This is a genomic window from Sediminibacillus dalangtanensis, assembly GCF_017792025.1.
GTDB classification, from domain to species: Bacteria; Bacillota; Bacilli; order Bacillales; family Amphibacillaceae; genus Sediminibacillus; species Sediminibacillus dalangtanensis.
In genome coordinates this window covers 965,205-987,963 of sequence record NZ_CP046956.1, presented here as the reverse complement: position 1 = coordinate 987,963, position 22,759 = coordinate 965,205, and the positions used below count along the sequence as shown (strand labels likewise).

20 protein-coding genes and 1 pseudogene are annotated in these 22,759 nt (G+C 41.9%); 7 read left to right on the top strand and 14 right to left on the bottom strand.

Features of this window, described 5'->3' with window-relative positions; genetic code table 11:
- The first annotated feature begins 59 nt into the window (after nucleotides 1-59).
- Entirely contained in the window at nucleotides 60-800 is a 741-nt protein-coding gene (gene prpE, locus ERJ70_RS04985; RefSeq protein ID WP_209367594.1) for a bis(5'-nucleosyl)-tetraphosphatase PrpE, read from the top strand.
- 604 nt (nucleotides 801-1,404) lie between these two features.
- On the opposite strand, the gene ERJ70_RS04980 is transcribed toward prpE, so the two are convergent.
- From ERJ70_RS04980 to yjbM, 3 genes are read right to left on the bottom strand one after another with little or no spacing between them, the layout of a single operon-like run.
- Nucleotides 1,405-2,292, bottom strand: a complete 888-nt coding sequence (locus ERJ70_RS04980) for an RluA family pseudouridine synthase (protein WP_309507334.1) — start codon at nucleotides 2,290-2,292, stop codon at nucleotides 1,405-1,407.
- Between the two features lie 15 nt (nucleotides 2,293-2,307).
- Entirely contained in the window at nucleotides 2,308-3,108 is an 801-nt protein-coding gene (locus tag ERJ70_RS04975) for an NAD kinase (protein ID WP_209367592.1), read from the bottom strand.
- A gap of 19 nt (nucleotides 3,109-3,127) precedes the next feature.
- On the bottom strand, nucleotides 3,128-3,748 hold the full coding sequence (gene yjbM, locus ERJ70_RS04970) for a GTP diphosphokinase (RefSeq protein ID WP_245208119.1): 621 nt from the start codon (nucleotides 3,746-3,748) through the stop codon (nucleotides 3,128-3,130).
- A gap of 197 nt (nucleotides 3,749-3,945) precedes the next feature.
- On the opposite strand from yjbM, the gene ERJ70_RS04965 reads away from it, so the two are divergent.
- The 4 genes from ERJ70_RS04965 (at nucleotide 3,946) to ERJ70_RS20265 (ending at nucleotide 6,752) form a co-directional block, all read left to right on the top strand.
- Nucleotides 3,946-4,515, top strand: coding sequence for a CYTH domain-containing protein (locus ERJ70_RS04965; protein WP_209367590.1), 570 nt, complete (start codon nucleotides 3,946-3,948; stop codon nucleotides 4,513-4,515).
- A 147-nt stretch (nucleotides 4,516-4,662) separates the two neighbouring features.
- On the top strand, nucleotides 4,663-5,064 hold the full coding sequence (locus ERJ70_RS04960; protein ID WP_209367588.1) for a globin domain-containing protein: 402 nt from the start codon (nucleotides 4,663-4,665) through the stop codon (nucleotides 5,062-5,064).
- Complete coding sequence (locus ERJ70_RS04955; RefSeq protein WP_209367587.1) at nucleotides 5,061-5,957, top strand: ClpXP adapter SpxH family protein; 897 nt, start codon at nucleotides 5,061-5,063, stop codon at nucleotides 5,955-5,957. Before ERJ70_RS04960 ends, ERJ70_RS04955 begins: the two co-directional genes overlap by 4 nt.
- A gap of 597 nt (nucleotides 5,958-6,554) precedes the next feature.
- Nucleotides 6,555-6,752 carry a hypothetical protein gene (locus ERJ70_RS20265; RefSeq protein WP_074598083.1) on the top strand — a complete coding sequence of 66 codons (198 nt, stop codon included), beginning with the start codon at nucleotides 6,555-6,557 and terminating at the stop codon, nucleotides 6,750-6,752.
- A 43-nt stretch (nucleotides 6,753-6,795) separates the two neighbouring features.
- On the opposite strand, the gene pepF is transcribed toward ERJ70_RS20265, so the two are convergent.
- The 11 genes from pepF to ERJ70_RS04900 all read right to left on the bottom strand — a co-directional run bounded on the left by pepF (nucleotide 6,796) and on the right by ERJ70_RS04900 (nucleotide 20,503).
- A complete protein-coding gene (gene pepF / locus ERJ70_RS04950) occupies nucleotides 6,796-8,616 on the bottom strand; it encodes an oligoendopeptidase F (RefSeq protein ID WP_209367585.1) in 1,821 nt (606 codons plus the stop codon).
- A gap of 139 nt (nucleotides 8,617-8,755) precedes the next feature.
- Nucleotides 8,756-9,928 carry a competence protein CoiA gene (locus ERJ70_RS04945; protein WP_209367583.1) on the bottom strand — a complete coding sequence of 391 codons (1,173 nt, stop codon included), beginning with the start codon at nucleotides 9,926-9,928 and terminating at the stop codon, nucleotides 8,756-8,758.
- 299 nt (nucleotides 9,929-10,227) lie between these two features.
- Nucleotides 10,228-10,926 (bottom strand): adaptor protein MecA, encoded by a 699-nt coding sequence (gene mecA, locus ERJ70_RS04940; protein ID WP_209367581.1) that lies wholly within the window; start codon nucleotides 10,924-10,926, stop codon nucleotides 10,228-10,230.
- 500 nt (nucleotides 10,927-11,426) lie between these two features.
- Nucleotides 11,427-11,822 carry a transcriptional regulator SpxA gene (gene spxA / locus ERJ70_RS04935; protein ID WP_026571105.1) on the bottom strand — a complete coding sequence of 132 codons (396 nt, stop codon included), beginning with the start codon at nucleotides 11,820-11,822 and terminating at the stop codon, nucleotides 11,427-11,429.
- A gap of 371 nt (nucleotides 11,823-12,193) precedes the next feature.
- The gene (locus ERJ70_RS04930) at nucleotides 12,194-12,787 is read right to left on the bottom strand and encodes a GNAT family N-acetyltransferase (protein ID WP_209367579.1); all 594 of its coding nucleotides are present in this window, start codon (nucleotides 12,785-12,787) and stop codon (nucleotides 12,194-12,196) included.
- A gap of 164 nt (nucleotides 12,788-12,951) precedes the next feature.
- Nucleotides 12,952-14,163 (bottom strand): putative glycoside hydrolase, encoded by a 1,212-nt coding sequence (locus ERJ70_RS04925; RefSeq protein ID WP_209367577.1) that lies wholly within the window; start codon nucleotides 14,161-14,163, stop codon nucleotides 12,952-12,954.
- Between the two features lie 365 nt (nucleotides 14,164-14,528).
- Complete coding sequence (oppF, locus tag ERJ70_RS04920; protein WP_209369142.1) at nucleotides 14,529-15,464, bottom strand: ABC transporter ATP-binding protein; 936 nt, start codon at nucleotides 15,462-15,464, stop codon at nucleotides 14,529-14,531.
- Nucleotides 15,465-15,466: 2 nt separating this feature from the next.
- Nucleotides 15,467-16,531 carry an ABC transporter ATP-binding protein gene (locus ERJ70_RS04915; protein ID WP_209367575.1) on the bottom strand — a complete coding sequence of 355 codons (1,065 nt, stop codon included), beginning with the start codon at nucleotides 16,529-16,531 and terminating at the stop codon, nucleotides 15,467-15,469.
- A 15-nt stretch (nucleotides 16,532-16,546) separates the two neighbouring features.
- On the bottom strand, nucleotides 16,547-17,695 hold the full coding sequence (opp3C, locus tag ERJ70_RS04910; RefSeq protein WP_209367573.1) for an oligopeptide ABC transporter permease: 1,149 nt from the start codon (nucleotides 17,693-17,695) through the stop codon (nucleotides 16,547-16,549).
- On the bottom strand, nucleotides 17,695-18,624 hold the full coding sequence (opp3b, locus tag ERJ70_RS04905; protein WP_209367571.1) for an oligopeptide ABC transporter permease: 930 nt from the start codon (nucleotides 18,622-18,624) through the stop codon (nucleotides 17,695-17,697). The genes opp3C and opp3b overlap by 1 nt, the downstream gene beginning before the upstream one ends.
- Nucleotides 18,625-18,790: 166 nt before the next feature.
- A complete protein-coding gene (locus tag ERJ70_RS04900; RefSeq protein WP_209367569.1) occupies nucleotides 18,791-20,503 on the bottom strand; it encodes a peptide ABC transporter substrate-binding protein in 1,713 nt (570 codons plus the stop codon).
- Nucleotides 20,504-20,832: 329 nt separating this feature from the next.
- Here ERJ70_RS04900 and ERJ70_RS04895 point away from each other — a divergent pair, with 329 nt between their 5' ends.
- Together ERJ70_RS04895 and ERJ70_RS04890 are read left to right on the top strand one after the other, a co-directional pair.
- Nucleotides 20,833-21,198, top strand: coding sequence for a DUF3899 domain-containing protein (locus ERJ70_RS04895; protein ID WP_209367567.1), 366 nt, complete (start codon nucleotides 20,833-20,835; stop codon nucleotides 21,196-21,198).
- 416 nt (nucleotides 21,199-21,614) lie between these two features.
- Nucleotides 21,615-22,307 (top strand): annotated as a pseudogene (locus ERJ70_RS04890) (nuclease-related domain-containing protein); the annotation flags it as partial.
- Nucleotides 22,308-22,759 lie beyond the last annotated feature (452 nt).

Below are 22,759 nucleotides of genomic sequence, written 5' to 3'. Positions count from 1 at the left end.
GAAGATAGCTTCCCCCTTTTTTGTTGGTGGTGGAAAATTTGAAACAGGAGAGATCAATCGTGAAATTGGACATCATCGGTGATATCCACGGCTGCTATGAAGAATTGCAACACTTATTTGAAGAGCTCGGCTACTATATGAAAAAAGGCATTCCTGTGCATCCGGATGGAAGAGTTCCAGTGTTTATCGGGGATTTGACCGACCGTGGGCCAGACTCTGTTTCGGTGGTCAAGCTGGTTTATGAAATGGTGCGCGTTAAGAAAGCGGCAAAATATGTACCAGGAAACCATTGCAACAAGCTTTACCGCTATTTTTTGGGAAATAACGTGAAACAACAACATGGCCTGGAAACAACCGTTGCCGAATATAAAGCATTGGACAGTAAACAACAAAAGTTGGTCCGACACCACTTCATGGATTTATATGAAGCTGCCCCGCTTTATTTGCTGTTGCCTGAAGCACATGCTGTCGTTGCTCACGCCGGCATTCGCCAGAATTTAATCGGTAAATCAGGTGAAAAAGTAAAGACCTTTGTCCTATACGGGGATATTACGGGCGAAACGCATGAAGACGGACGGCCTGTCAGACGCGATTGGGCTCAGCAGTACCAGGGGAATGATTGGATTGTTTATGGGCATACGCCCGTCCGTGAACCGAGGATCGTTAACCGTACGATCAACATTGATACCGGATGCGTGTTCGGAAATAAGCTGACCGCATTCAGGCTCCCTGAGGAAAAAACCGTGTCCGTACCCTCACAACAGCCATTCATGGAAGAAAAATTCCGATCATTTGATTGATACAGAGCGGGGACCTAAAGGCTATTTTCTACAAGGATAGTTGCTTTTACACAAAATATAGACTACGACATAACTTGAATGTGCCTTTCTAACCTACTTTTATTGAGTGAAGTGCGGTGCGGCGCTGCGGGAAAACAAGCAGAAAGTCCAAGAGAAGGAGAAAAGACGGAACCCCGACTGTCTTTTTATGAAAAGAAGTACATATTTCCTGACAACTGTTTGTAAGATAGCTTGTTGAGTCTCTAAGAAAAAGTTTCTACGCTTGCGATATTCAGCATGCCTCTTAGCGTAGGTAGCATACGCAGACTCCTGCTGGAAAAGCGCGAGCTGAAGATCCACTTGGCAAAGCGTTTTTCTTTACCAAGTTAGCTGAAGCCGTGCCCGCGGAAAGCGAAGTATGCTACCGAAGCGGTGGTTTACAACCTTTTTTAATAGGCATTGGAATTTCCCATTACAGTTACGTCGCAGTTTATATCAAATCCGCTAATAACAGGCATCAAAAATGCGATACAGCAAATAAGAAAAACCAAACGAGTTCGGATGCAGAGCATTTCGAAGCACCGTCTGGTTTTGTTTTGGCCACTGTCTTTGTTCCAAGCATATATTATTCGTCTAAAAGTTTTTTCATATCTTCAGGCATGGGAGCAGAAAATTCAAGGCGTTCTCCCGTTGCCGGGTGCTGGAAGGCAAGCGTCTTACAATGAAGAGCCTGCCTTTCGATTTTATCTTCATGGCCGCCATACAAATCATCTCCCATCAAGGGATGCCCGATATGGGCAAAGTGTACACGGATTTGATGGGTTCTTCCCGTTTCCAGTCGGACATTGACCAGGCTGCCTCCGGCCGTGTGCCGGATCACCTGGTAATGGGTGACGGCTCGCTTTCCTTCAGCAACTACTTCCCGTTCGATCATCGAAGTCTCTTTTTTGGCAATCGGAGCGTCGATCGTTGCACTCTCCGTTTCAAGTTCTCCCTCTACCAGCGCATAATAACTGCGATTCACGCTTCCAGCCTTTTGTTTTTCAAACAGCAAAGAATGGCTGAACCGATGTTTCGCCACCAACAGCAATCCCGATGTATCCCTGTCCAGCCGTGTCACAACATGAACCGTATAGGTAAGGCCCAGACGTTCATAGTAACCGATCAGCGCGTTGGCAATTGTCCCGGTTGGATGCAGCATGGATGGAATCGTGACAACCCCTGCTGGCTTGTTCAAGACAAGGATATCTTCATCCTCGTAAACGATGTCAAGCGGGATGTCCTCCCCTATCAAGTGACTGCCCCGCTTTTCCGGCGGAAATACAACCGCCAGTACATCGCCTGCAGCCAGTTCATGCCGGACAGTTACAGGCTGTCCGTTTTTCAAAATCGCTCCTCCGCCGAACTTTACTGAACGCAATATCCGCCGTGAAAAGCCTTGAATTTGTTGTAGATATTCTTTAATAAGCATGCCTTCATGCTCGGCTGTAATTTTCCAATTCAAGCATCTCACCTTTTCACCATTAATTTATCTTTCATCTGCAACAAACGAATCATGCACTCTTTTCCAAAACGGGAACGAACGGAATCGGGCAAATCTTATTTTCTCATCCGCTACTTTGCAAATAATCCGTTCGACATTTGCGTACGTTTTGGTAATATGGTCGATTGTAATCAAAAAACTTTTGTCATAAATCGGCCGAAAATCGCAGGCATGGTGCTTTGGCAGGATAAGTGGCGAGCCGATCGTCCGGAACACCCGGTTGTTGATCGATGCCATTTCGGTTATTTGAATCGACTCCAATGATGGATGGATGATGCCGCCACCCAATGCTTTATTGTAAGCCGTACTCCCGGACGGGGTGGAAATACACAGACCATCCCCACGGAATGTTTCAAAGTGTTCCCCTTTTATTTCCACATCCAATACAACCGAACCTTCAGCTGTTTTAATGGAGCATTCATTCAACGCCAAGAAGCGGTCCGTTTTTCCTCCTTCTTTAGGGCAAATCGTGACTTCCAATAATGGGTATTCCACCACTTGAAATGGATTTTTGGCGATTTCGATAATCAGTTTTTCCACCTCATCCGGAACCCAATCAGCATAAAAGCCCAGATGACCAGTATGAATCCCAATAAATGCCGTTTTGTCCAAGCGGTTGATATATGTATGAAATGCTTCCAGAAATGTCCCATCACCACCAACAGAAACTACGAGGTCTGGTTCCTCTTCATCGTAGACCAGTTCAAAATCAACCAAATATTGCTTAATCGTCGCTTTCAATTCTTCAGATTTAGTATCCCCTTTTGATGTAATTGCAAATTTCATATCGGCTCTCGCCCTCCTTTTAGCGACTGCTTTTGTTTTTATGGAAAATTCGCTGTGCTTCCTGGACTTCGTCTTTTATCTTGGCCATTTCCTCGTCCAGTTTGAATGCTGCTTCGGCAGCGCCCTGAAGACGCGCTTTAATATCTGCAGGTATTTGCCCGTCATATTTATAATTTAATGAATGCTCATTTGTCGCCCAGAAATTCATAGCCAGTGTACGTATTTGGATTTCAGCCATGACCATTTTTTCTCCATGAATTGTCTCCACCGGATACCGAATGATCATATGGTAAGAACGGTAACCACTATCTTTTTTGGAAGATATATAATCCTTCTCCTCGATTATGGAAAAATCATTCCTGCTTCGAAGCATATCGATAATGGTATATATATCATCTACGAATTGGCATACCACCCTGACACCGGCGATGTCCTGTATTTCCTCTTCCAAACGAGGCAAATCCGTGTCTTTTCGATGTACTTTTTCCAAGATGCTTGGTACGGGTTTTACCCTTCCAGTAATGAATTCAATCGGCGAATGCCGGGATTCAAATTCAAATTGGGCCCGCATCCCCTTTAGTTTTACCTTTAATTCCTCTACAACTTGCACATACGGAGCAAGAAAAGCTTCCCAATTCACTTGTCACGCACCACCTTCGATCATCTTGCTTGCTGATACTCCTGGTTTCGTCAACCTTAATTGTATCATAAAATTCCTGCTGGTTTACCATTTAGACATATGGCTTAACGGAATTTTCCAAAGAGACTTCTTTTGCAATTGGTGGTTTATTTCCACCATAATGAGATACAAGGAATGATGGAACAGGAGGAATGAGAATGGCACAGGAAATAGAAATAGAATTTAAAAACCTGCTGACTAAAACAGAATATGATCGTCTGTGTGAATTTTTAGAAGTAGAAGAAGCAGGGGCATTAAGTCATACGAATCATTATTTTGAAACTCCTGGATTTGAATTGAAGCAGCAAGGAGCTGCACTGCGCATACGTGAAAAAAACGGGGAATGGCAATTGACGTTGAAGGAACCTCATCCAGAAGGGCTACTGGAAACACACGATACACTGACAGAACAAGAAGCAGCTTCGTGGATTAATGGAGACATCATACCAAAACCACAGGTTGCAACCCAACTTAACCAGCTCGGAATTGACTTTGCGGCACTGGCTTATGGCGGCGCTCTGAGTACCCGAAGAATCGAAACAGAATTCAAAGAAACCATAGTAGTATTGGACCATAGCACTTATAACGGGTATACCGATTATGAATTGGAAGTGGAGGCAAAAGAACGGCAGCATGGCCAGCAAGTATTCGATGAACTTCTTGATCGCCTGGAAATTAGCAAAAAACAGACCCCGAACAAAATTAAAAGGTTCTACGACTCCATGTAAAACAGATAAGTTGCCCAATATAACCGGCAATTGTTACAATAAGGAAAAATCTTGTTAAGCTTGTTTTCGTACATCCGGAAATTGAAAATATACGGTTGGGGAAAGCTTAAAAGTGACTTTCTTGCAAAGTTGGAGAGGAAATGAAACATGACTGATTCCGTTACCCTGTATGAAGCCATAGGCGGCAGGGAAAAAATAGAAGAACTCGTTCAAGCCTTTTATAAACGGGTGGCAAAACATCCGGCATTAATACCGATTTTTCCAGATGATTTAACAGAAACCGCCAGAAAACAAACACAGTTTCTTACGCAGCTGTTCGGTGGCCCAGCTTTATATACGGAAGAACACGGGCATCCCATGCTTCGGAGACGACATTTGCCGTTTCCGATCACCCCGACCAGACGTGACGCCTGGCTCGAGTGCATGGAACAAGCCTTAGCAGAAGCCGAAGTGGAAGAGCCCTATCGAAGTGCCATTTTTGAACGATTGACAATGACAGCATCGCATATGATGAATACACCTGAGGATGAGAAAGGAGAATCGTTGTGAGCTGGAAACCAACTGGGCCAACTAGTAGTGCAGACACAAGAAACTCGGCGCAGTATGGCTTTTTCGATTTGTTGAAAAAACCGGTTGAAATCTATGTCTTCGTAGATCCTTTATGTCCGGAATGCTGGTCTTTGGAACCAAGCTTGAAAAAGCTCTCCATTGAATATGGCAGGTTTTTCACCATTCGTCCGATTCTGAGCGGGCATCTTACCGTGTTGAATAAAGATAAATTTGATAAACCAAAAAAATTAAAGGAAATATGGGAACGGACAGCCTCCCGTACCGGGATGAGCTGTGACGGTGATTTATGGCTGGAGAACCCCGTCAATCTGCCATGGCTTGCATCCATTGCAATCAAAGCGGCCGAGCTACAAGGAAAAAAAGCGGGCAGAAACTTCTTGCGTAAAGTACAAGAAAAACTGTTCTTGAATAAACGGGATATTTCGGATGAGACAGCCTTGATTGAGTGTGCCAGAGAGGTGAACCTTGATGTACAAGAGTTCACACAGGACCTGTATTCTAATTCTGCAAAAAAAGCACTGCAATGTGACTTGAAGTTAACACAAGAGATGGAAGTCGAATACATCCCCACCATGGTATTCTTTAATGAATCCGAGGAAGAAGGCGGCTTGAAAGTCTCGGGGTTATACCCTTATGACATTTACGTAAAGGTATTAAAGCAAATGTTGCAAATGGATCCGCCTCCGGCCAAAAAACCGGAGTTGGAAGAATTTATTTCCTATTACGGTTTTGTCGGCAACAAAGAAATTTCCGTTGTCTATGACTGGTCTAAAGAAAAAACAGAAAAAGAAATGAAAAAACTTCAGTTAAAACAAATGGTGGAAAAAGTTCCAGTGAAGTATGGAACCTTTTACCGCCACGTTAAAGGCTGATTCCCCCCTCTTGTTCACAAAAGGACGTTTATGACACCCCGATAATTTGCCGGGGTGTTTTTTATAACACAGCGCAATTGATAGATACTGCGAAATAGGTTGAATGCGTCTTCCTAACCCTCCTATATTCGCTGAGTGGGTGTTTTCGGCGCTGCGGAAATACCCTGCGCTTTCCGCGGGCGGCTGGTGAGCTGAAGATCCACTTGGTAAAGCGGTTTTCTTTACCAGGTTAGCTGAAGCCGTGCCCGCGGAAAGCGGAGTATGCTACCGAAGCGTTGGTTGACACTCTTTTTGAATAGGCAATGGAACTTCCCATTACAGTTATTGCACAGTTTCTATCTTTTATGAAACATAAAAAAAGGAAGGATATACAGAGTATATCCTTCCTTTTGTCTATGTTCTATAGACAAAGGGGGATGGGAGAAAGTTAAGTCAAACAAAGGGGTATTGTTTGTTAATTATCTCACAAGTAAAATATATCAAGAATAAAAAAAGGAAGCAACAGTTTTGCTCATGTATTCACAAAACTGTCATACTTCTATCAAGATAACAGCATGCATACAATTTTCTTAACAACTTTTAAAGGGAGGCCAAGGCATGCAAGGCTTACTGCCTTTTATCTTTTTGCTGGCAACTGTCGCTGCATTCTTCCTCAACTTACTCGGTTTTATGAGGCTTTTACCCTTGTACTTCACGTTACCTCTTTTATTCATCACGATATATCTCACCATTTTCTCTTTCGTGTACAGACATGCCTTCAAGGGGTTTTCCAGGATGAGAAGCCGCAGGTGGTGAAACAGAGCAGACACCTTATTTAAAACAGGTGTCTGCTCTGTTTTTATTCCACTTTATCCAACAAAGATTCCATTTCCGAAAGCTTATCTTCAAACACCCGCAGTGCGTCTAAGATCGGTTTCTTCGACGTCATGTCGACACCCGCTTTTTTCAACACTTCAATTGGATAATCACTGCTCCCTGCCTTTAGAAATTCTAAATACCGATCGACAGCAGGCTGTTCTTCTTTCAATATTTGCGCCGCCAACGAAGTCGCAGCGGCGTAACCGGTCGCATACTGATACACGTAATAATTGTAATAGAAATGAGGAATTCTTGCCCATTCCAGGCCGATTTCTTCATCAATCACCAGTTCATCACCAAAATACTTCTTATTTAATTCATAATACATCTCAGTCAATTTATCCGCGGTTAAAGCTTCCCCATTTTGCATATGGGTATGGATGTCATGCTCGAATTCAGCGAACATAGTCTGACGGAAAACTGTACCGCGGAAGCCTTCAAGGAAGTGGTTCAGCAAAAACAGTTTTTCCTTTTCATCTTCGGTGTTCTGGATAAGGTACTCATTCATAAGAGCTTCATTGCAAGTAGATGCCACTTCAGCGACGAAAATGGAATAGTTTCCATAACGGAATGGTTGATTTTTTCTTGAATAGTAGCTGTGCATGGAATGACCCAGCTCATGAGCAAGCGTGAACAGATTGTTCAAGTTGTCCTGCCAATTTAACAAAATGTATGGATTTGTCCCGTAAGCTCCAGAAGAGTATGCCCCGCTGCGCTTTCCTTTGTTTTCATCTACATCTATCCAGCGATCTTTATACCCTTCCCGGATGGTATTTACATACTCCTCTCCGATTGGTGCCAATCCATTCAGCACCGTTTCTTGAGCTTCTTCAAACGATATTTTCATCGAGATATCCTTTACCAGCGGTGTATAAAGATCATACATATGCAGCTCATCAAGCTTGAGAACACGCTTGCGCAGCTCTACATAGCGGTGCAGAAGCGGTAGCCGTTCATTGACCGCACTGACCAGGTTATCATAGACCTCTTCCGGGATATTGTTGTTATCCAACGCTGCCTGGCGGGCAGAATCGTATTTGCGTATTTTTGCGTAAAAATTATTCTTTTTGACAGCTCCGCTCAAAGTAGAAGCAAAGGTATTTTTAAAGCTGCCGAATGTTTCATACATCGCCTTGAAAGCATCTTTTCGCACACGTGGATCGTCGGACTCCAAAAAGTTGATATATCGTCCATGCGTCAGGTCGACTTCATTTCCTTCCTCATCTTTGATCGATGGAAAAGTTAAATCGGCATTGTTTAACATCCCAAAGGTCTGAGACGGATTATCGGTAACCTCGGAAACCTCCGCTAGCAGTTCCTCTTCCTTTTCTGATAAAACATGCGGACGTTGTCTGTTTATTTCATTCAAGGTATGTTCATACTGTTTCAATTCTTGATTTTCTTCAATAAACGTCTTCAGCTTTTCTTCGTCTAACGACAAAATCTCCGGTACAATGAAGCTCATCGCGCTCGAAGCCTGTGTAAGAAGATTTTCCGCTTTGGCATTCAACGCCTGGTATAGTGAATTGGTTGTGTCCTGGTCGTATCTCATATGAGCGTATGTATAAAGTTTGCCCAAACGCTCGGACACATTATCTTGTAGTTTTAAAAGGTTATAAAGCGTATCTGCCGATTCATTTACCTTTCCCTGGTATTGTTTGAATTCCGGCAGCTTGCTTTTCAACGCTTCAAATTCTTTTTCCCATTCTTCATCTATGACAAAGATATCTTCCAGTCTCCATGTTCGTTCTAACGGTACTTGTTCACGGCTTTGCAGTTCTTTGTTCGCTTGTGCCAACATCTATTCCTCCTTGATAATTTTTTCAGCTATCCATTTCCCAATTCTCGGTATATCCCGCAAATTCCTTCCTGTAAAAGGAGAGCTCTTTTCTATTATATCGTTCTTACTGCTCAATCATGCGAGTTGATGCTCGAGAAAATCAGTATTGCTTTTGCAGGGCCTCGATAATCTTTCTATCATCACTTAGGGCTTGTTCCACATTTTCAGGAAAAGTAATCGGGGTTTGTTTTTTCAATTGGTGTTCATTCTCGAAGGATACCATTTGCAGTGATTCTAACAACTTTAAATACTCGCGGATAGGATCGTGCGGACTGCTTATAAGTGGAAATTCGGATGAGGGTTTGATTTCCGTCTTTAATAGACGATAACAGGGGGCTAGGGAGACGGTACGATGGAGGGGTAAACCTTTTAGATATTCGAGGCACAGCCTGCTTTGCCAATCCCACGGCGGGGTTTTCATTCTATACTGACCGAAAACTGGAAGATAAACATAACTCGGCAGCAGACTCTGGTGGTAACCTTTTTGGTAGAGCCATTGACGCCACGACTGATGAAGGCGGCCTGTCCATTTTGATGGTGGTTTTGTTCGAAACTTCTGCTTTTCTTGCAGCCAACTCTCCAATAAAAATGGTTGAAATGGTTTCCTATCTTGTAATAAAAGGAGGAAGCGGGTGTGCCTCCGTGGAAGAAAATGCAAGTCTCCATAAAATTGGCCGTTTCCTGCAGATTGGATCTGTCGGAACAGACAGAATTGATAAGTATTTGGACAATAAAAGTTCATTAGCAGAGAATCACTTTGATTATAACGAGTTAAAAAAGACTGATCCATTGATGTTAACCGCATTTTTCTGGCGCCTGTTCGCTTTAAGCGATTTCCACCAAGTATCCATAAAGGTTCGATAGCAAGTTTGCGATAATCCTCCGTTCGCTTATATAATTCTTCTCTGTCTAATGCTGCACATTGGTATTCCAAAGCGATCACTTTCCTGCCGAGGCGAAGCAAAATATCCGGTCTTCTGCGGATTTCCGGCAAATACTTTTCAAGCGTAACATTCAGTCCCTGATTTTTAAGCCATTGAAATAAATGCAACTTGCCCCGTTCATGGTACTCACCTTCTCCTCTAACAACAGCGCAAGAACTATTCGGGGAATGAGAAAAGTGTGCAATCATTGTCCTGCCTGCTTTAACAATTACCCTCTCGCCGCATACCGGACAGTAAAACCTTTGTTTTGTACGCATTCTCTCCACAAACGAACGCTTAAAGTTAGCCAGGATGACCGGCACGCCATCCTGATTACAAGCTTGCAGCATAATTATCTATCCCTCCTTTTTTTTAATAAAGGCTCTTTTCGCAGACTTTCTTGCTCTTTCAAACTTTTCCCTGCTGATGGAAACTTGCGACTATTTGACTGAGATCGTGTTCTCGAAAAGTAAAGAATGCTGACGAAGCGGTTCGTTTGCACGCAGTCCAAACAACGCAGGCAAGAAACAATCTTTTAGAAAACAGCCTTTATATAAAAGGATTCGTCGCTTGATGAACAATTCCTGTCTGGATGACTTAAGAAAAGATACAAAAAAATAAAGCATCCGACTTTTGTCGAATGCTTTGCTTACTTAGCAGGAAAATATTGCTTAATTTGTGAAAGAGCATGCTCAGCAAATATTGGCTTGCCATACTCCTCCAATCGATGGATGGTAATCGTGGATTCATGGCCGAATTCAAGCAGCTGACTTAAAATATCTTCTTGCTCATCGTCCGTCATATAGTTTTCTTCAAATTCTAAATATAACAAGTACTGATCCTCAAAATGGTACAGACGATCCGTCAATCCTTCTGTTTCAGTAAAATAATGGCTTAGTTGAATGATATCTTCAAAATCTTTAAAGCTAACCACGAACGACAAATTACCCTCCTCATCATCATCGGAATGATGATTGGTCTCATGACCAGCCTCATCGGAACTGCCATACTTTTCATCCAGCATGGATTCGATTTTCTCATCAACCGGCATATCGATTGTTTTGCCATTTTCCGTTGGTAATTCAAGGTTTTGACCGTCCTTGGATAATTGTGCTTTTGTCACAACAATCTCCAATCCTTTATCAAGTGCCTGTACTTGAATCCAAAGTGGACCATCAACATTGAAATCATCTTCCTTGTAGTTGACTTCGTCCATTACTTGCCAAAAAAGCTGCTCGCTCCGCTCTCGGTTATACCAAATTTCTTCGCGGTCGAACCCTCTATCTTCAATATCCATATAAGAAATGTAGAATTTGACTGTATTTTCATTGATTCGTTCGATTTCCACTTTCTTCTCTCTCCCTTCTACTTATTATTAGGTGGAAGAGAAAAACTTCACCTATTTGTAATCCTATAAATCCATACCCGTTACGAGTTTCCATCAACCCTCAAATATAAGCAACAGCTTCTTATCTTTATTTTATGATAAAAAAATTGTTTTTGAAAATATAAAAGCCTATATTTTCTAAAAAAACAAAGATTAATCTTTTTAAATAAATACAAACCGGCACCTTAGAATACCAGTCTATAAATATTTATTTTAGCTTATTTATGGCAAAATGTCATCCCTTTATACCTGGTGAATTTACTGAAAAATTTGGTAGTCATTATTTCGCCTCAGCACAGTTTGCCGATCCGTTAAGACAGACAAAACCGATGCCGAGGCCAAAAGTCACGTGAGGTTTTCTTTTTTATTGCTGGGTTGGCGATCAGGACGCTTCACCCTTTCAACCTCTAGAAATAGAAAAAACGCAGGTCCTTTAAAAAGACCCGCGCCTCTATGCTATATTAGTTAACCATTCTTTGCGCTTCCCGCAATTGGAAAGTACGGACAGTTCTAGGTAAGAATCTGCGAATTTCATCTTCATTATAGCCTACCTGCAATCTTTTCTCATCAAGAATGATTGGGCGGCGAAGAAGACCAGGATTTTCTTGAATTAAGTTAAAGAGGTCTTTCATTGGAAGTTGATCAAGATTCATATCTAGTTTTTGAAAAACTTTAGACCTTGTAGAAATTATTTCATCGGTGCCATCTTCTGTCATTCTCAAAATTTCCTTGATTTCATCAAGCGTCAAGGTTTCCGAGAAGATATTTCGCTCACTGAATGGTATATCATGCTCTTCTAACCATGCTTTTGCTTTACGGCAAGATGTACAACTTGGTGAGGTATAAAGTGTTACCATGGAAACTTCACTCCTCATAACGCAGATTATTTATCGTCATTTTATGATTTGAAGAAGATATTAAATTAAAATTACTTTAAATAACTCTTCTATGTATAGTATACTATACTTGTCAATATGAAGGTAGGTTTTTATGCAATTTCTTGAATTAATTTGCCATCTTCTTAAAAGTTGTCACAAAATGAAGTAAACTTATATTTAAAGTACCCCGGCTTCCTTTACGTTAAACCTTTTTTTAAAAAACTTTTTTTTATTTTTTCAAGATCTCATTTTCGTCCTCTGGTCAAAACAATAAGCATCTTTTTAGAGGACGTAAAATAAATGTGTAATAGAAGAAAGCCACCCGTGACAAAGGGCAGCTTTCGAAATGATCACACGCCTTCAGATTGTTTTAAGGCATCAAAAATGTCATCAGCTTCTCGATCATCATCATACGTCAGTACTTCATCAACAGGTTGGTAGGACTTTCCGTAAATTTCTTCGTCTTTATAAGTGTGAATGTCTTCGTACATTTTTTTCATTTGTTTATATATTTCTTCTTCATCCTGATTATCCGGACTCCAATATAAAATTTCCATCGGAGTGTCTTCATTCGTCGCAAGGCTCCGCCGATTGTAGCCGATCGACTGTGCATGAACAAATCCCTCTCGCTGGTAAAATTTCAACCGTTTTTCCGTGTCGCTGTCTTCGTAATCAACCGGTTCCACTTCCAGGATAATCGGTTTGTTCCTGGCTTTCAGCTTTTCGATTAATTGATGTCCCAGTCCTTGACCTCGAGATGCTGCAGATACATATACATAATCGATAAAGATGAACGATTTGAACTCTGCGTACATAAGCACATGATGGGGTCCCTCGTCTTTATAATAGACGTCGCCTTTTTCCTTTAACAGCATTTCCATATGCTTTTGAGACTTCATCTCTTCTACGGGAAAATACTTGTTTAGCTTTTCGTACCAGTTCATTGATCTACTCCTTGTATTTGTAGTCCTTTTTATTATAACGGAATATCCTTCAATTGTTAAATCTTCTCACAGGCTCCAGTTAGTTTTTCCCGATGACTGATTTTCTAATCATGCGTTTGTACTTCGAATAAACAAACACTGCCGGAAATACCGGCAGTGTTTGTTTATTCATCTAATGGTGTATAATCAACATTTTCTGTATAACTGTTTCCAGAATTCCAAATGAGAAATTCATGGATGCCATTCTCATTTAGAGCTTTTATTTGTGCTTCGACTTCGTCTTTGCCATATTGTTTCGTTTTACCGCTATACAACCATGGCGCTTCAAAATCCTGAATCCATGGCCGTGAAACCGGAGGGTCTTCCAAGCTTCCCAATACCTCGTTTTCCACTTTGGCATATTCGGTAACTAATTTGTATGGTTCCTCATCCGGATTATCAATGCCAAAATAAGATGTCCAATGGCTCGGATAAATCATAGAAGAAATTACATCCACATTGTCAGCTATTTTAGAGAAGTTTTGTCCAATTCCAGGCGCTTCTTCAATCGTGGCAGAATAACCAAAGATATCGACGGACACATCGACATCATAATCGGATAATTCTTCCTTGGCATGGGAAACGAAATCCGTAACTGCTTTCACTCGTTTTTTGACACCATTCATTTCCAAATCAGCATAATCTCCCTGATCATACTCCAATTCTTCGGCCCTGGTCTCAAAACCCTCCGGGAAGCGGACATAATCAAACTGTATTTCCTGAAAGCCCATTTCCGCTACCTGTTTTGCCAACTCAATGTTATAGTCCCATACTTCTTTTTGAAACGGGCTCACAAACGCTTCTCCCTTGCCATTTACCCAAACCTCTCCGTTTTGGGTAAAAGATAAATCCGGACGTTCTTTTGCCAGTACAGGATCCTTAAATACCACGATTCTGGCAATTGGATAAATCCCTTCTTCCTCCAGACGTTTGAGCATCTTTTCCGGGCTTCGGATATAATTAGTTCCCACGTCTGCATATGGAGAGTCTTCCTCAAATTTGAAGGTTACATTGCCGTGATCCTCTTTCACATCGATTACCATACTATTCAGCTCTGTGTCATTAATCAGCTTGATTAATCGGTCAAACCGCTCTCCACCTGCTGAATTACCGGTTACATAAATTCCCCTGACATGATCAGGATACTCAAAATTCAAGCCTGAGTTATAGGAGAATCGTGAAATCCGTTCGGGAACTTTATATGTTTCGACACCACTCATGCTCCTATGGTGTGTTTTCATGGTTTTCGTTTCCTCCGCAGCGTCTACCTTTGGGACGGATACGAGCATCAGCAGGAGCATGGCAAAAATCATTGTCTTCAGTTGTCGTTTCCCCATCGCTATCAATCTCCTATTTTATGTATTAAGGCGTACTTCTATTATAAAAGAAATATAGGGGATGTTGGAACCCGAAATTGCTGTTTTTGTCGTTATTTTACTATTTTTGACTATCGTATTTTATTACCCTTTCGTCTAAAGTGTGAAACAGTGAAATGTCCATTGAAAACGGTATGTTCGAATGCTGAGATCGAATAGACAGCAGCAGAATAAATGGAAAGTGACTGCCATTCTCTGACACTACATGGCAAGCATAAAACAAACAAAAAATCATCAGCATAACGGTAAAAATGCTGATGATTTTTTGAAGAAGGGCCTATAATAAGTCAAGCCCTTCCTTTTATTTTATCACGAATCTGCTATTTTCAATTTTTATTTAACTCTTGCTTGTATGCTTCAAATTCTTTTGTGGTACATGATACCCAATGGCCTGGTGTGATTTCCCGGAATTCCGGCTCTTCACTGGTATCATGCTGGCTTGGATCATAATCAACACGCTGGCGGTTTCTTTCGTAATCAGGGTCTGGCAGTGGTATTGCCGAAAGCAGTGATTTCGTGTAAGGGTGTAAAGGATTTTTGTACAGTTCATCACTGTCTGCAAGTTCCACGAGTTTTCCGAAATACATAACCCCAATGCGGTCACTGATATATTTTACCATGGACAAATCGTGTGCGATAAATAGATAGGTTAATCCGTGATCCTCTTGCAGTTCTTTCAACAGGTTTACAACTTGCGCCTGGATGGACACATCAAGCGCAGAGATTGGTTCGTCGGCAATGATAAATTCAGGGTCGACTGCCAGAGCTCTGGCGATACCAATACGCTGCCGCTGTCCACCGCTAAATTCATGCGGATAACGGTTGGCGTGTTCTTTGTTCAGTCCGACTCTTTCCAGTAGTTCTTCCACCCGCTGTTTACGTGCCTGCGGGCTTTTGGATAGGCCGTGAACATCCAGTCCTTCTGCAATGATATCCATGACAGTCATACGCGGATTTAAAGAAGCATATGGATCTTGGAAAATCATTTGCATTTTCTGGTTGAACTTTTTCAAATCCTGGCTGTTTTTCTTACCATGTACATCTTCACCATTAAACTTCACATTTCCATCCGTTGCATCATACAAACGAATGATCGTACGGCCGGTTGTTGATTTACCGCAGCCCGATTCACCAACAAGGCCAAATGTTTCTCCTTTATATATATCAAAAGAAATACCGTCTATTGCTTTTACAACACTGTGCCTGCCAGTTTTAAAGTATTGCTTTAAGTTGCTTACTTCCAATAACTTTTCCTGAGTCACGGTCACGGCCGTTCACCTTCCTTCGAATCGCCGGCTCCTGTCTGGGCAAATCCCTTCATACGGCGTTTAACTGCCTCTGGAGGCTCAATGTCCGGAGCATATTCATGCAAGAGCCAGGTCGCCGCATAGTGGGTATCGGATACCTTGAACATCGGCGGTTCCATTTCCTTATCAATTTCCAATGCATATTCGTTCCGAGGAGCGAAAGCATCCCCTTTTGGCGGCTTCAGCATATCCGGAGGCGAACCTGGAATAGCGATAAGGCTATCCTCTGTATTGTCAAGCGTCGGCATCGATCCTAACAATCCCCATGTATATGGGTGTTTCGGATTATAGAAGATTTCATCTACTGTTCCGATTTCCACGATTTTGCCGGCATACATTACGGCAACACGATCAGCGACGTTCGCCACCACTCCTAAATCATGGGTGATAAAGATAATCGAGCTTTCTGTTTTCTTTTGAATATCCTTCATCAACTCTAAAATTTGTGCCTGGATCGTTACATCCAATGCTGTAGTCGGTTCGTCGGCAATCAAGATTTTCGGATTACATGCCAACGCAATAGCAATGACAACCCGCTGACGCTGCCCGCCTGAAAATTGGTGCGGATACTGGTTGATTCTCTCCGTCGGATTTGGAAGTCCCACAAGCTCCAGCAGTTCGACCGCACGGCTTTTCGCCTGTGTACGGCTCATTTTTTGGTGCTTGATAAGTCCTTCCATGATTTGATTTCCGATTTTCATCGTCGGGTTTAAAGATGTCATCGGATCCTGGAAAATGGTTGAAATGTCTTTCCCGCGGATTTCCTGCATCTCTTTTTCTTTCAGTTTTGCCAAGTCTTTGCCATCAAACAATATTTCTCCTTGTTTTATCCGGCCCGGCGGTGAGGGAATCAATCTCGCTAGTGCTCTCGTGGTCACAGATTTACCAGAACCAGATTCCCCCACTATCGCTAATGTTTCTCCTTTTTTTAAGTCAAAGGTAACACCGCGTACCGCTTTTACTTCTCCGCCGTACGTATCAAAGGAGATGTGTAAGTCATTTACTTCTAAAATATTCTCCATGTCAGCACATGCCTCCTATTCACGCATCTTCGGATCTAACGCATCACGCAGTCCGTCTGCCAAAATATTAAATCCGATCATAATCAATGAAATGACGATCGCAGGGAAAATCATGATATGCGGGTTGATTTGCAACGCTTTGAATCCATCGTTGATCAATGTACCAAGCGACGCATCCGGCGGCTGCAATCCCAAACCGATAAAGCTCAAGAACGCTTCAAAGAAAATGGCGTTAGGGATGGTGAACATTGTGTTTACAATGATCATCCCCATGGTATTGGGAATCAGATGCTTCGACAATATTCTAGGATGCGAGGATCCCAATGTCCGAGAAGCCAATACAAACTCCTGACCCTTCAACTTGAGTACTTGTCCCCTGACAATTCTCGCCATTCCAGTCCAGCCCGTTATCGTTAACGCGATAATTATCGCAATTATACCAGGGTCGAGTATCATGATCATCAGAATAACCACAACAAGGTTCGGAATGCCGACAAGTATCTCGATGATACGCTGCATAACGTTATCTGTCCTGCCACCAAAGTAGCCGGAAATACCGCCATATGCTACACCAATCAGCATATCGATTGCCGCAGCAACAAACGCAATCAACAAGGAAATCCTTGTTCCATACCAGGTACGTGTAAATAGGTCACGCCCCAATGTATCGGTACCAAACCAAAAATACTCATCCTGAATTCCTTTTGCTTCATAAATATGATAGTAGCCAGTTACTTTAGCAGAGTCCTTACTACCATCGCCTTCACGTTTCACATCATAAGTAATGAATTCATCATCCGTCTGGGTAAAACGCTGACGCATCCGTTCTTTGGCTGCATCGACGCTGGCAGCTTCATAGGTTTCCGATTTTGTTCCATCGAGCCGCAGCCATTGAATAGATTCCAATCCTTGCACACGAGGAGGCAGCTTAGACAAGCCTAAATCCTGGTCATCTACCCCATCTTCGTTAAAGTGGGGCCCGATTATGGACATGATGCCAATCAAAACGATCACGACCAGTCCGAATATCGCCCCTTTGTTCGTTTTCAAACGTCTCCAGGCATCCTGCCAATAAGTCAAGTTAGGGCGCTGGATTTGTTCACTTTCATTTTCATCAGGCTTAGCAGGTACAAACAGATCTTTATTTAACTTTTCTTTGTCCATCAATCTTTACCTCCAGCTAATCGAATACGCGGATCAATGATGCCGTACAGTATATCGATTACAAGTATTATCAAGATGAAGAAGAAGGCGAAGAAAAGGGTTGTACCCATAATAACCGGAAAGTCGTCAGTCGTTACCGAAGTGACAAATTGTTCTCCAATACCAGGAATCGAGAAAATCTTTTCGATAACCAATGTACCTGTCATAAGGCTGACTGCCATCGGTCCCATTACAGTTACCAAAGGAATCAATGCATTACGCAGGCCGTGCTTGAACATAATGCCACCCTTTGTAACACCTTTCGCCCGTGCGGTTACAATGTAATCTGAACCAAGTACTTCGATCATCTCTGTACGCAGGAAACGCGCCGCTATTGCGAGCGGAAAAATCGCCAAAGCTATTGTCGGCATAATCGTATGCTGGAAGCCTTCCCAGAAAGCGATTGGCAAAAGACCTAGCTTGACACCGACAAAGTATTGAAGTAAGCCGGCAAAAATAAACGATGGAATCGATATTCCTATTACCGAAATGACGTTTGATGTATAATCGATCCAGCTGTTATTTCGAACAGCGGCCACCAATCCGAGCAGCATACCGAGAATGGTTCCAAGAATCATCGCCTGGAAACCTAAATGTGCCGAAACAGGTATTCTGTTAGCTAGCAAAGCAGTTACCGGCTGGTTATTCATCTGGAATGATACACCTAAATCTCCTTGAACAAGTTTGCCTAAATAATTGATATATTGTACAGGTACTGGGTCATTTAAGTCATATTTTTCATAAAGGATTTCCAACTGTGCTTCGGAAAGCTTTTGCTCTGCTTTCATCGGTGAGCCTGGCAGCATTTTCATGAGAAAGAACGAAAATGTAGCAATCAAAAACAACGTAAGCAGCATATAGCCAAGTCGTTGCAGTATATATCTAACCATCCCTATCCCTCCTAATCTATTATATTTAAATCTATTATATTTAATCTTCTAATAATTCAAACAATCTGGTTAAACTGAAAAAGAGAGTATACGCCGGCAAGTAGCTGGCAGTACACTCTCCTCTCCTCTACCAAAGAGGTATTACATCATCTCAAAGTTATCAAGTTTATTCTTCGATATAAGCCCACTTATATGAGAAGTCTGCCCCCATTGGATTGAAAATAACACCTTTAACAGATGGTCTCCACAGATATGCACGGGAACGCTGGTACAAAGGAGCGATTGCCGCATCATCCATCAGCACTTTTTCTGCTTCAAGGAAGTTGTCATAACGTGCAGGTAGATCTGTTAATAATTCGTTATTTGCTTCTTTGATCAATGCATCGTATTCTTCGTTGTTATAGTTCATTGTCATATATGGGCTGTCAGAAGTCCACATGTTCAACCATGTACTTGGGTCAAGATAGTCAGGACCCCAGCCGGAATTTTGGATGTCATAGTCAGAAGCTTCATCTCTCGCAAGACGCTCTTCAAATGGTACGGAAGAAATGTTGACAGTCAAACCTTCAAGCGTTTCTTCAAGCTGGTTCTTGATGTAAGCGTCCATTTCCGTAGCAGTTTCGGTGTCACCGCCAAGATAGCCTAGTTCGATAGAATCTACACCCAGCTCATCAAGACCTTTTTGCCACAATTCTTTCGCTTGTTCTTTGTCTGTGGTAAGCAAATCACCATTGATATCACGGAAATCTTCCCCAGATTCAGGATGTGTAGTGAAATCAACTGGTACTGCAAAGTTAGCCGGAATTGATCCGTTAGCAAGGATTACATCGACCAAATCCTGTTTGTTGATTGCCATCGCAATCGCCTTACGGATGTTTTGGTTTGCAAGGTATTCATTTGCCTGGTTCATTTTCAAGTAGAACAAAGTAGGTTCAGGCATTGTACGGTAATCTTCTGTTCCTGCATATTGTTCCACGAATTCAGCAGTCAAACTAGCACGGTCTGTTTCACCCGTTTCATATAAGTTAACCGCAGTACTTGTTTCTTTTACAACATTTACATTGATTTCTTCCAGCTGGACAGTTTCAGCATCCCAATAATCTGGGTTCTTTTTCATTGTCCATGACTCGTTTGCTTTCGGATCCCAATCTTCAAGTACGAATGGGCCGTTGTAAATCAAGTTATCAGAAGTTAGCGCGTAGTCGTCGCCTTGTTCTGTTACAAAGTCTTCGTTTAGCGGCAGGTAAGTACCGAATGTAAGCAAGCTGTGGAAATATGGTACAGCTTTTTCCAAAGTGATTTTCAGTTCATAGTCGCTGACTGCTTCAACGCCAAGCTCTTCAAGGTCTTTTTCACCATTGTTGATGGCAGTAGCGTTTTTAAGTACGTCGTTCATCATGAACGGGCCGTATTCAGATCCTGTTTCCGGATCGATAGCACGTCTCCAAGCGAATACGAAATCGTGGGCAGTGACCGGGTCACCATTGGACCATACTGCATCTTCACGTAATTTTATGTTCCAAGTCAAGCCGTCTTCACTTACTTCTGGTTCTCCTTCAGCAATACCTGGTACCGGTTCAGCATTTTCACCTAGACGGTAAAGACCTTCCATAGTAGAGCCTAAGTATTGGAATGCAACTGCATCAGTTGCTAGCGAAGAATCCATTGTCGGAATTTGTGAAGTGTCAAGCAGGTTAAGCACCTGTTCGCCGCTCGCCTCTCCGCCTTCTTCTGAAGTACCTTCATCGGTACCTTCTTCCGTTGATCCTGTGTCTTCACCGCTGCTGTCGCCTTCGGAACTGGATCCGCCGGAACAAGCTGCAAGGAAAACACTCAATAGTAGTGCCATTGCAAGCAATAGCCAATTTGCCTTTCTCATGAAGTAAATGACCTCCCCTTAGATTAAATTTTCTAAATATTTGCGCGGATGTTTGATCCACAATTTGAATTATACAAGTTTTCATACAATTTTGCATCATTTTTTTTACAAAAATTTTATCAAACCCCGCAAACATTGCATTCTAGTTACACAAAATAGTTCTTTTGGACTAGTTTATTGTCAGTCATTGCTTGTTTTTACGAAACCATATCAAGGTGCTAATTATTCATCCCCTATTTTCGGTCTGCAATTTCCTCCATCACGAATTATTTTACCGTTTGTCCAATCATGCTATAATACTTCATATCTATGGAAAAGTTGGTGTATGTATGAAAGTCCTTCAAAATAAATGGGCGCTGCTTGGCATAAACCTTGCAGTCGGCCTTGCTTTTTTCCTGATTGCCGCTCCTGCACTGCAACTGGAACATCTGATCAATATCCTTTTTTATTTCGGAGCATGCTGGCTGTTTGTCGGGATATTTTTATGGATTGTCCATGGCGGTTTTTTTGATGGCGTCGTTTATGGTTTCAGGAAATCCTTCGAACGGAGCTTCAAGCGGAGAGATTATCTTTCAGATAATGATACGGTACCTTCTGAAAAAGTAAGCATTTCCTTTGTCAAAGCAGCGTGCTTTCAGGGTATCGGTTTACTGATTTTGATGCTTTTCCTGCTAGCTTGGTTTTATGCAGGTTAGGGCTGTACTCTGTTGGTAATTTTATGAATATAATATTTTATAAAGAAGCGGGTATGTGCATCCGCTTCTTTATTTTCCCCTGTCTTTTACTTCATTTTTGGACAAAACACAGCCTCTTAATTGGCGGAACAACTATTTTACAACGAATATAGACCCTTTATAATAAACAGAAATACGATTTCCTTAAGGTGAGGTGGACATGCTTGATTTTTAAATCCCGTACGAAGTCAAAGGAATTAATCATCCTTACTTTATTAAACAAGCGAATGAATTTGTCCAGCAAAGGTAAGCAGCACTATTTCAATTTACAAAGAGGCTACGAGAGAGAACTCATGTTTGACAGACTAACAGAAAAACTCCATGGAGAATGCCTGGTGTTAAATGATTAATTATTTGAAGTAAATAGCACTACCTTTCAAATTGATTCCCTTATTATTTCACCAGAAAAAATATACTTTTTTGAAGTGAAAAACTATCAAGGAGATTATTTTTACGAAGCGGATAAACTTTATAAGAAGCCAAGTTTGGAAGTTATAAATCCACTACACCAGTTGAGTAGAAGTGAATCCTTACTACGCCAATTGCTCCTCCGACTTGGATCAAACCTTCAAATAGAGGGTGCTTGTGTTTTTATCAATCCCTCCTTCACCTTATACCAGGCCCCTTTAGATAAACCGATGATTTTTCCCACCCAGATTAATGAGTACATGAAACAATTAAACTCCATCACTTCTAAATTAACGGATAAACATAAAAAACTGGCTGATCAACTGACAGATATAAGTAAAACAGATTCCCCATATACACAAATAACTTTCTACGATTATGATCGATTACGGAAAGGGATTACTTGTTTCAGATGCCACTCATTTTCTGTATATGTTGTGAAGAGAGAATGCGTTTGTAATGATTGTGGGTTTATGGAATCCTTACAAACGGCAGTATTACGAACCGTAAAAGAGTTTGAGGTTCTCTTTCCTGATGTGAAGATTACTACCAATATCATTCATGATTGGTGCCAAATTGTGACTTCTAAGCAAAGGATTAGAAGGCTACTTGCAAGCAACTACAAAATGGTAGGTGTCCATCAATGGGCCTACTTCATATAATTTTGGTTGCTTTCTATCTTGATATGTTTTTTATAGACAAGATGAAGTACATTTCCGACGGTTCTCGGCTTCATTTTGATCTTCATCATCCTGATTAAGGGCGTTTTCGTCGCTCCTCTGCTTCATTTTGATCTTCATTACACCGATGAAGTGCGTTTCCGTCGTTCCTTTGCTTCACTTTGATCTTCATCACACCGATGAAGGGCATTTCCTACGTCTCTCGGCTTCACTTTGATTTTCATCGCCCCGATGAAGGGTATTTCCTACGTCTCTCGGCTTCACTTTGATCTTCATCGCCCTGATGAAGGGCGTTTTCATCGCTCCTCTGCTTCACTTTGATCTTCATCGCCCTGGTGAAGTGCATTTTCGTCGGTTCTCAACTCCACTTTGATCTTCATCGGCAATGAAGGGCGTTTTCGTCCTCCCCTGCTTCATTGTATGTTCTTTTTACT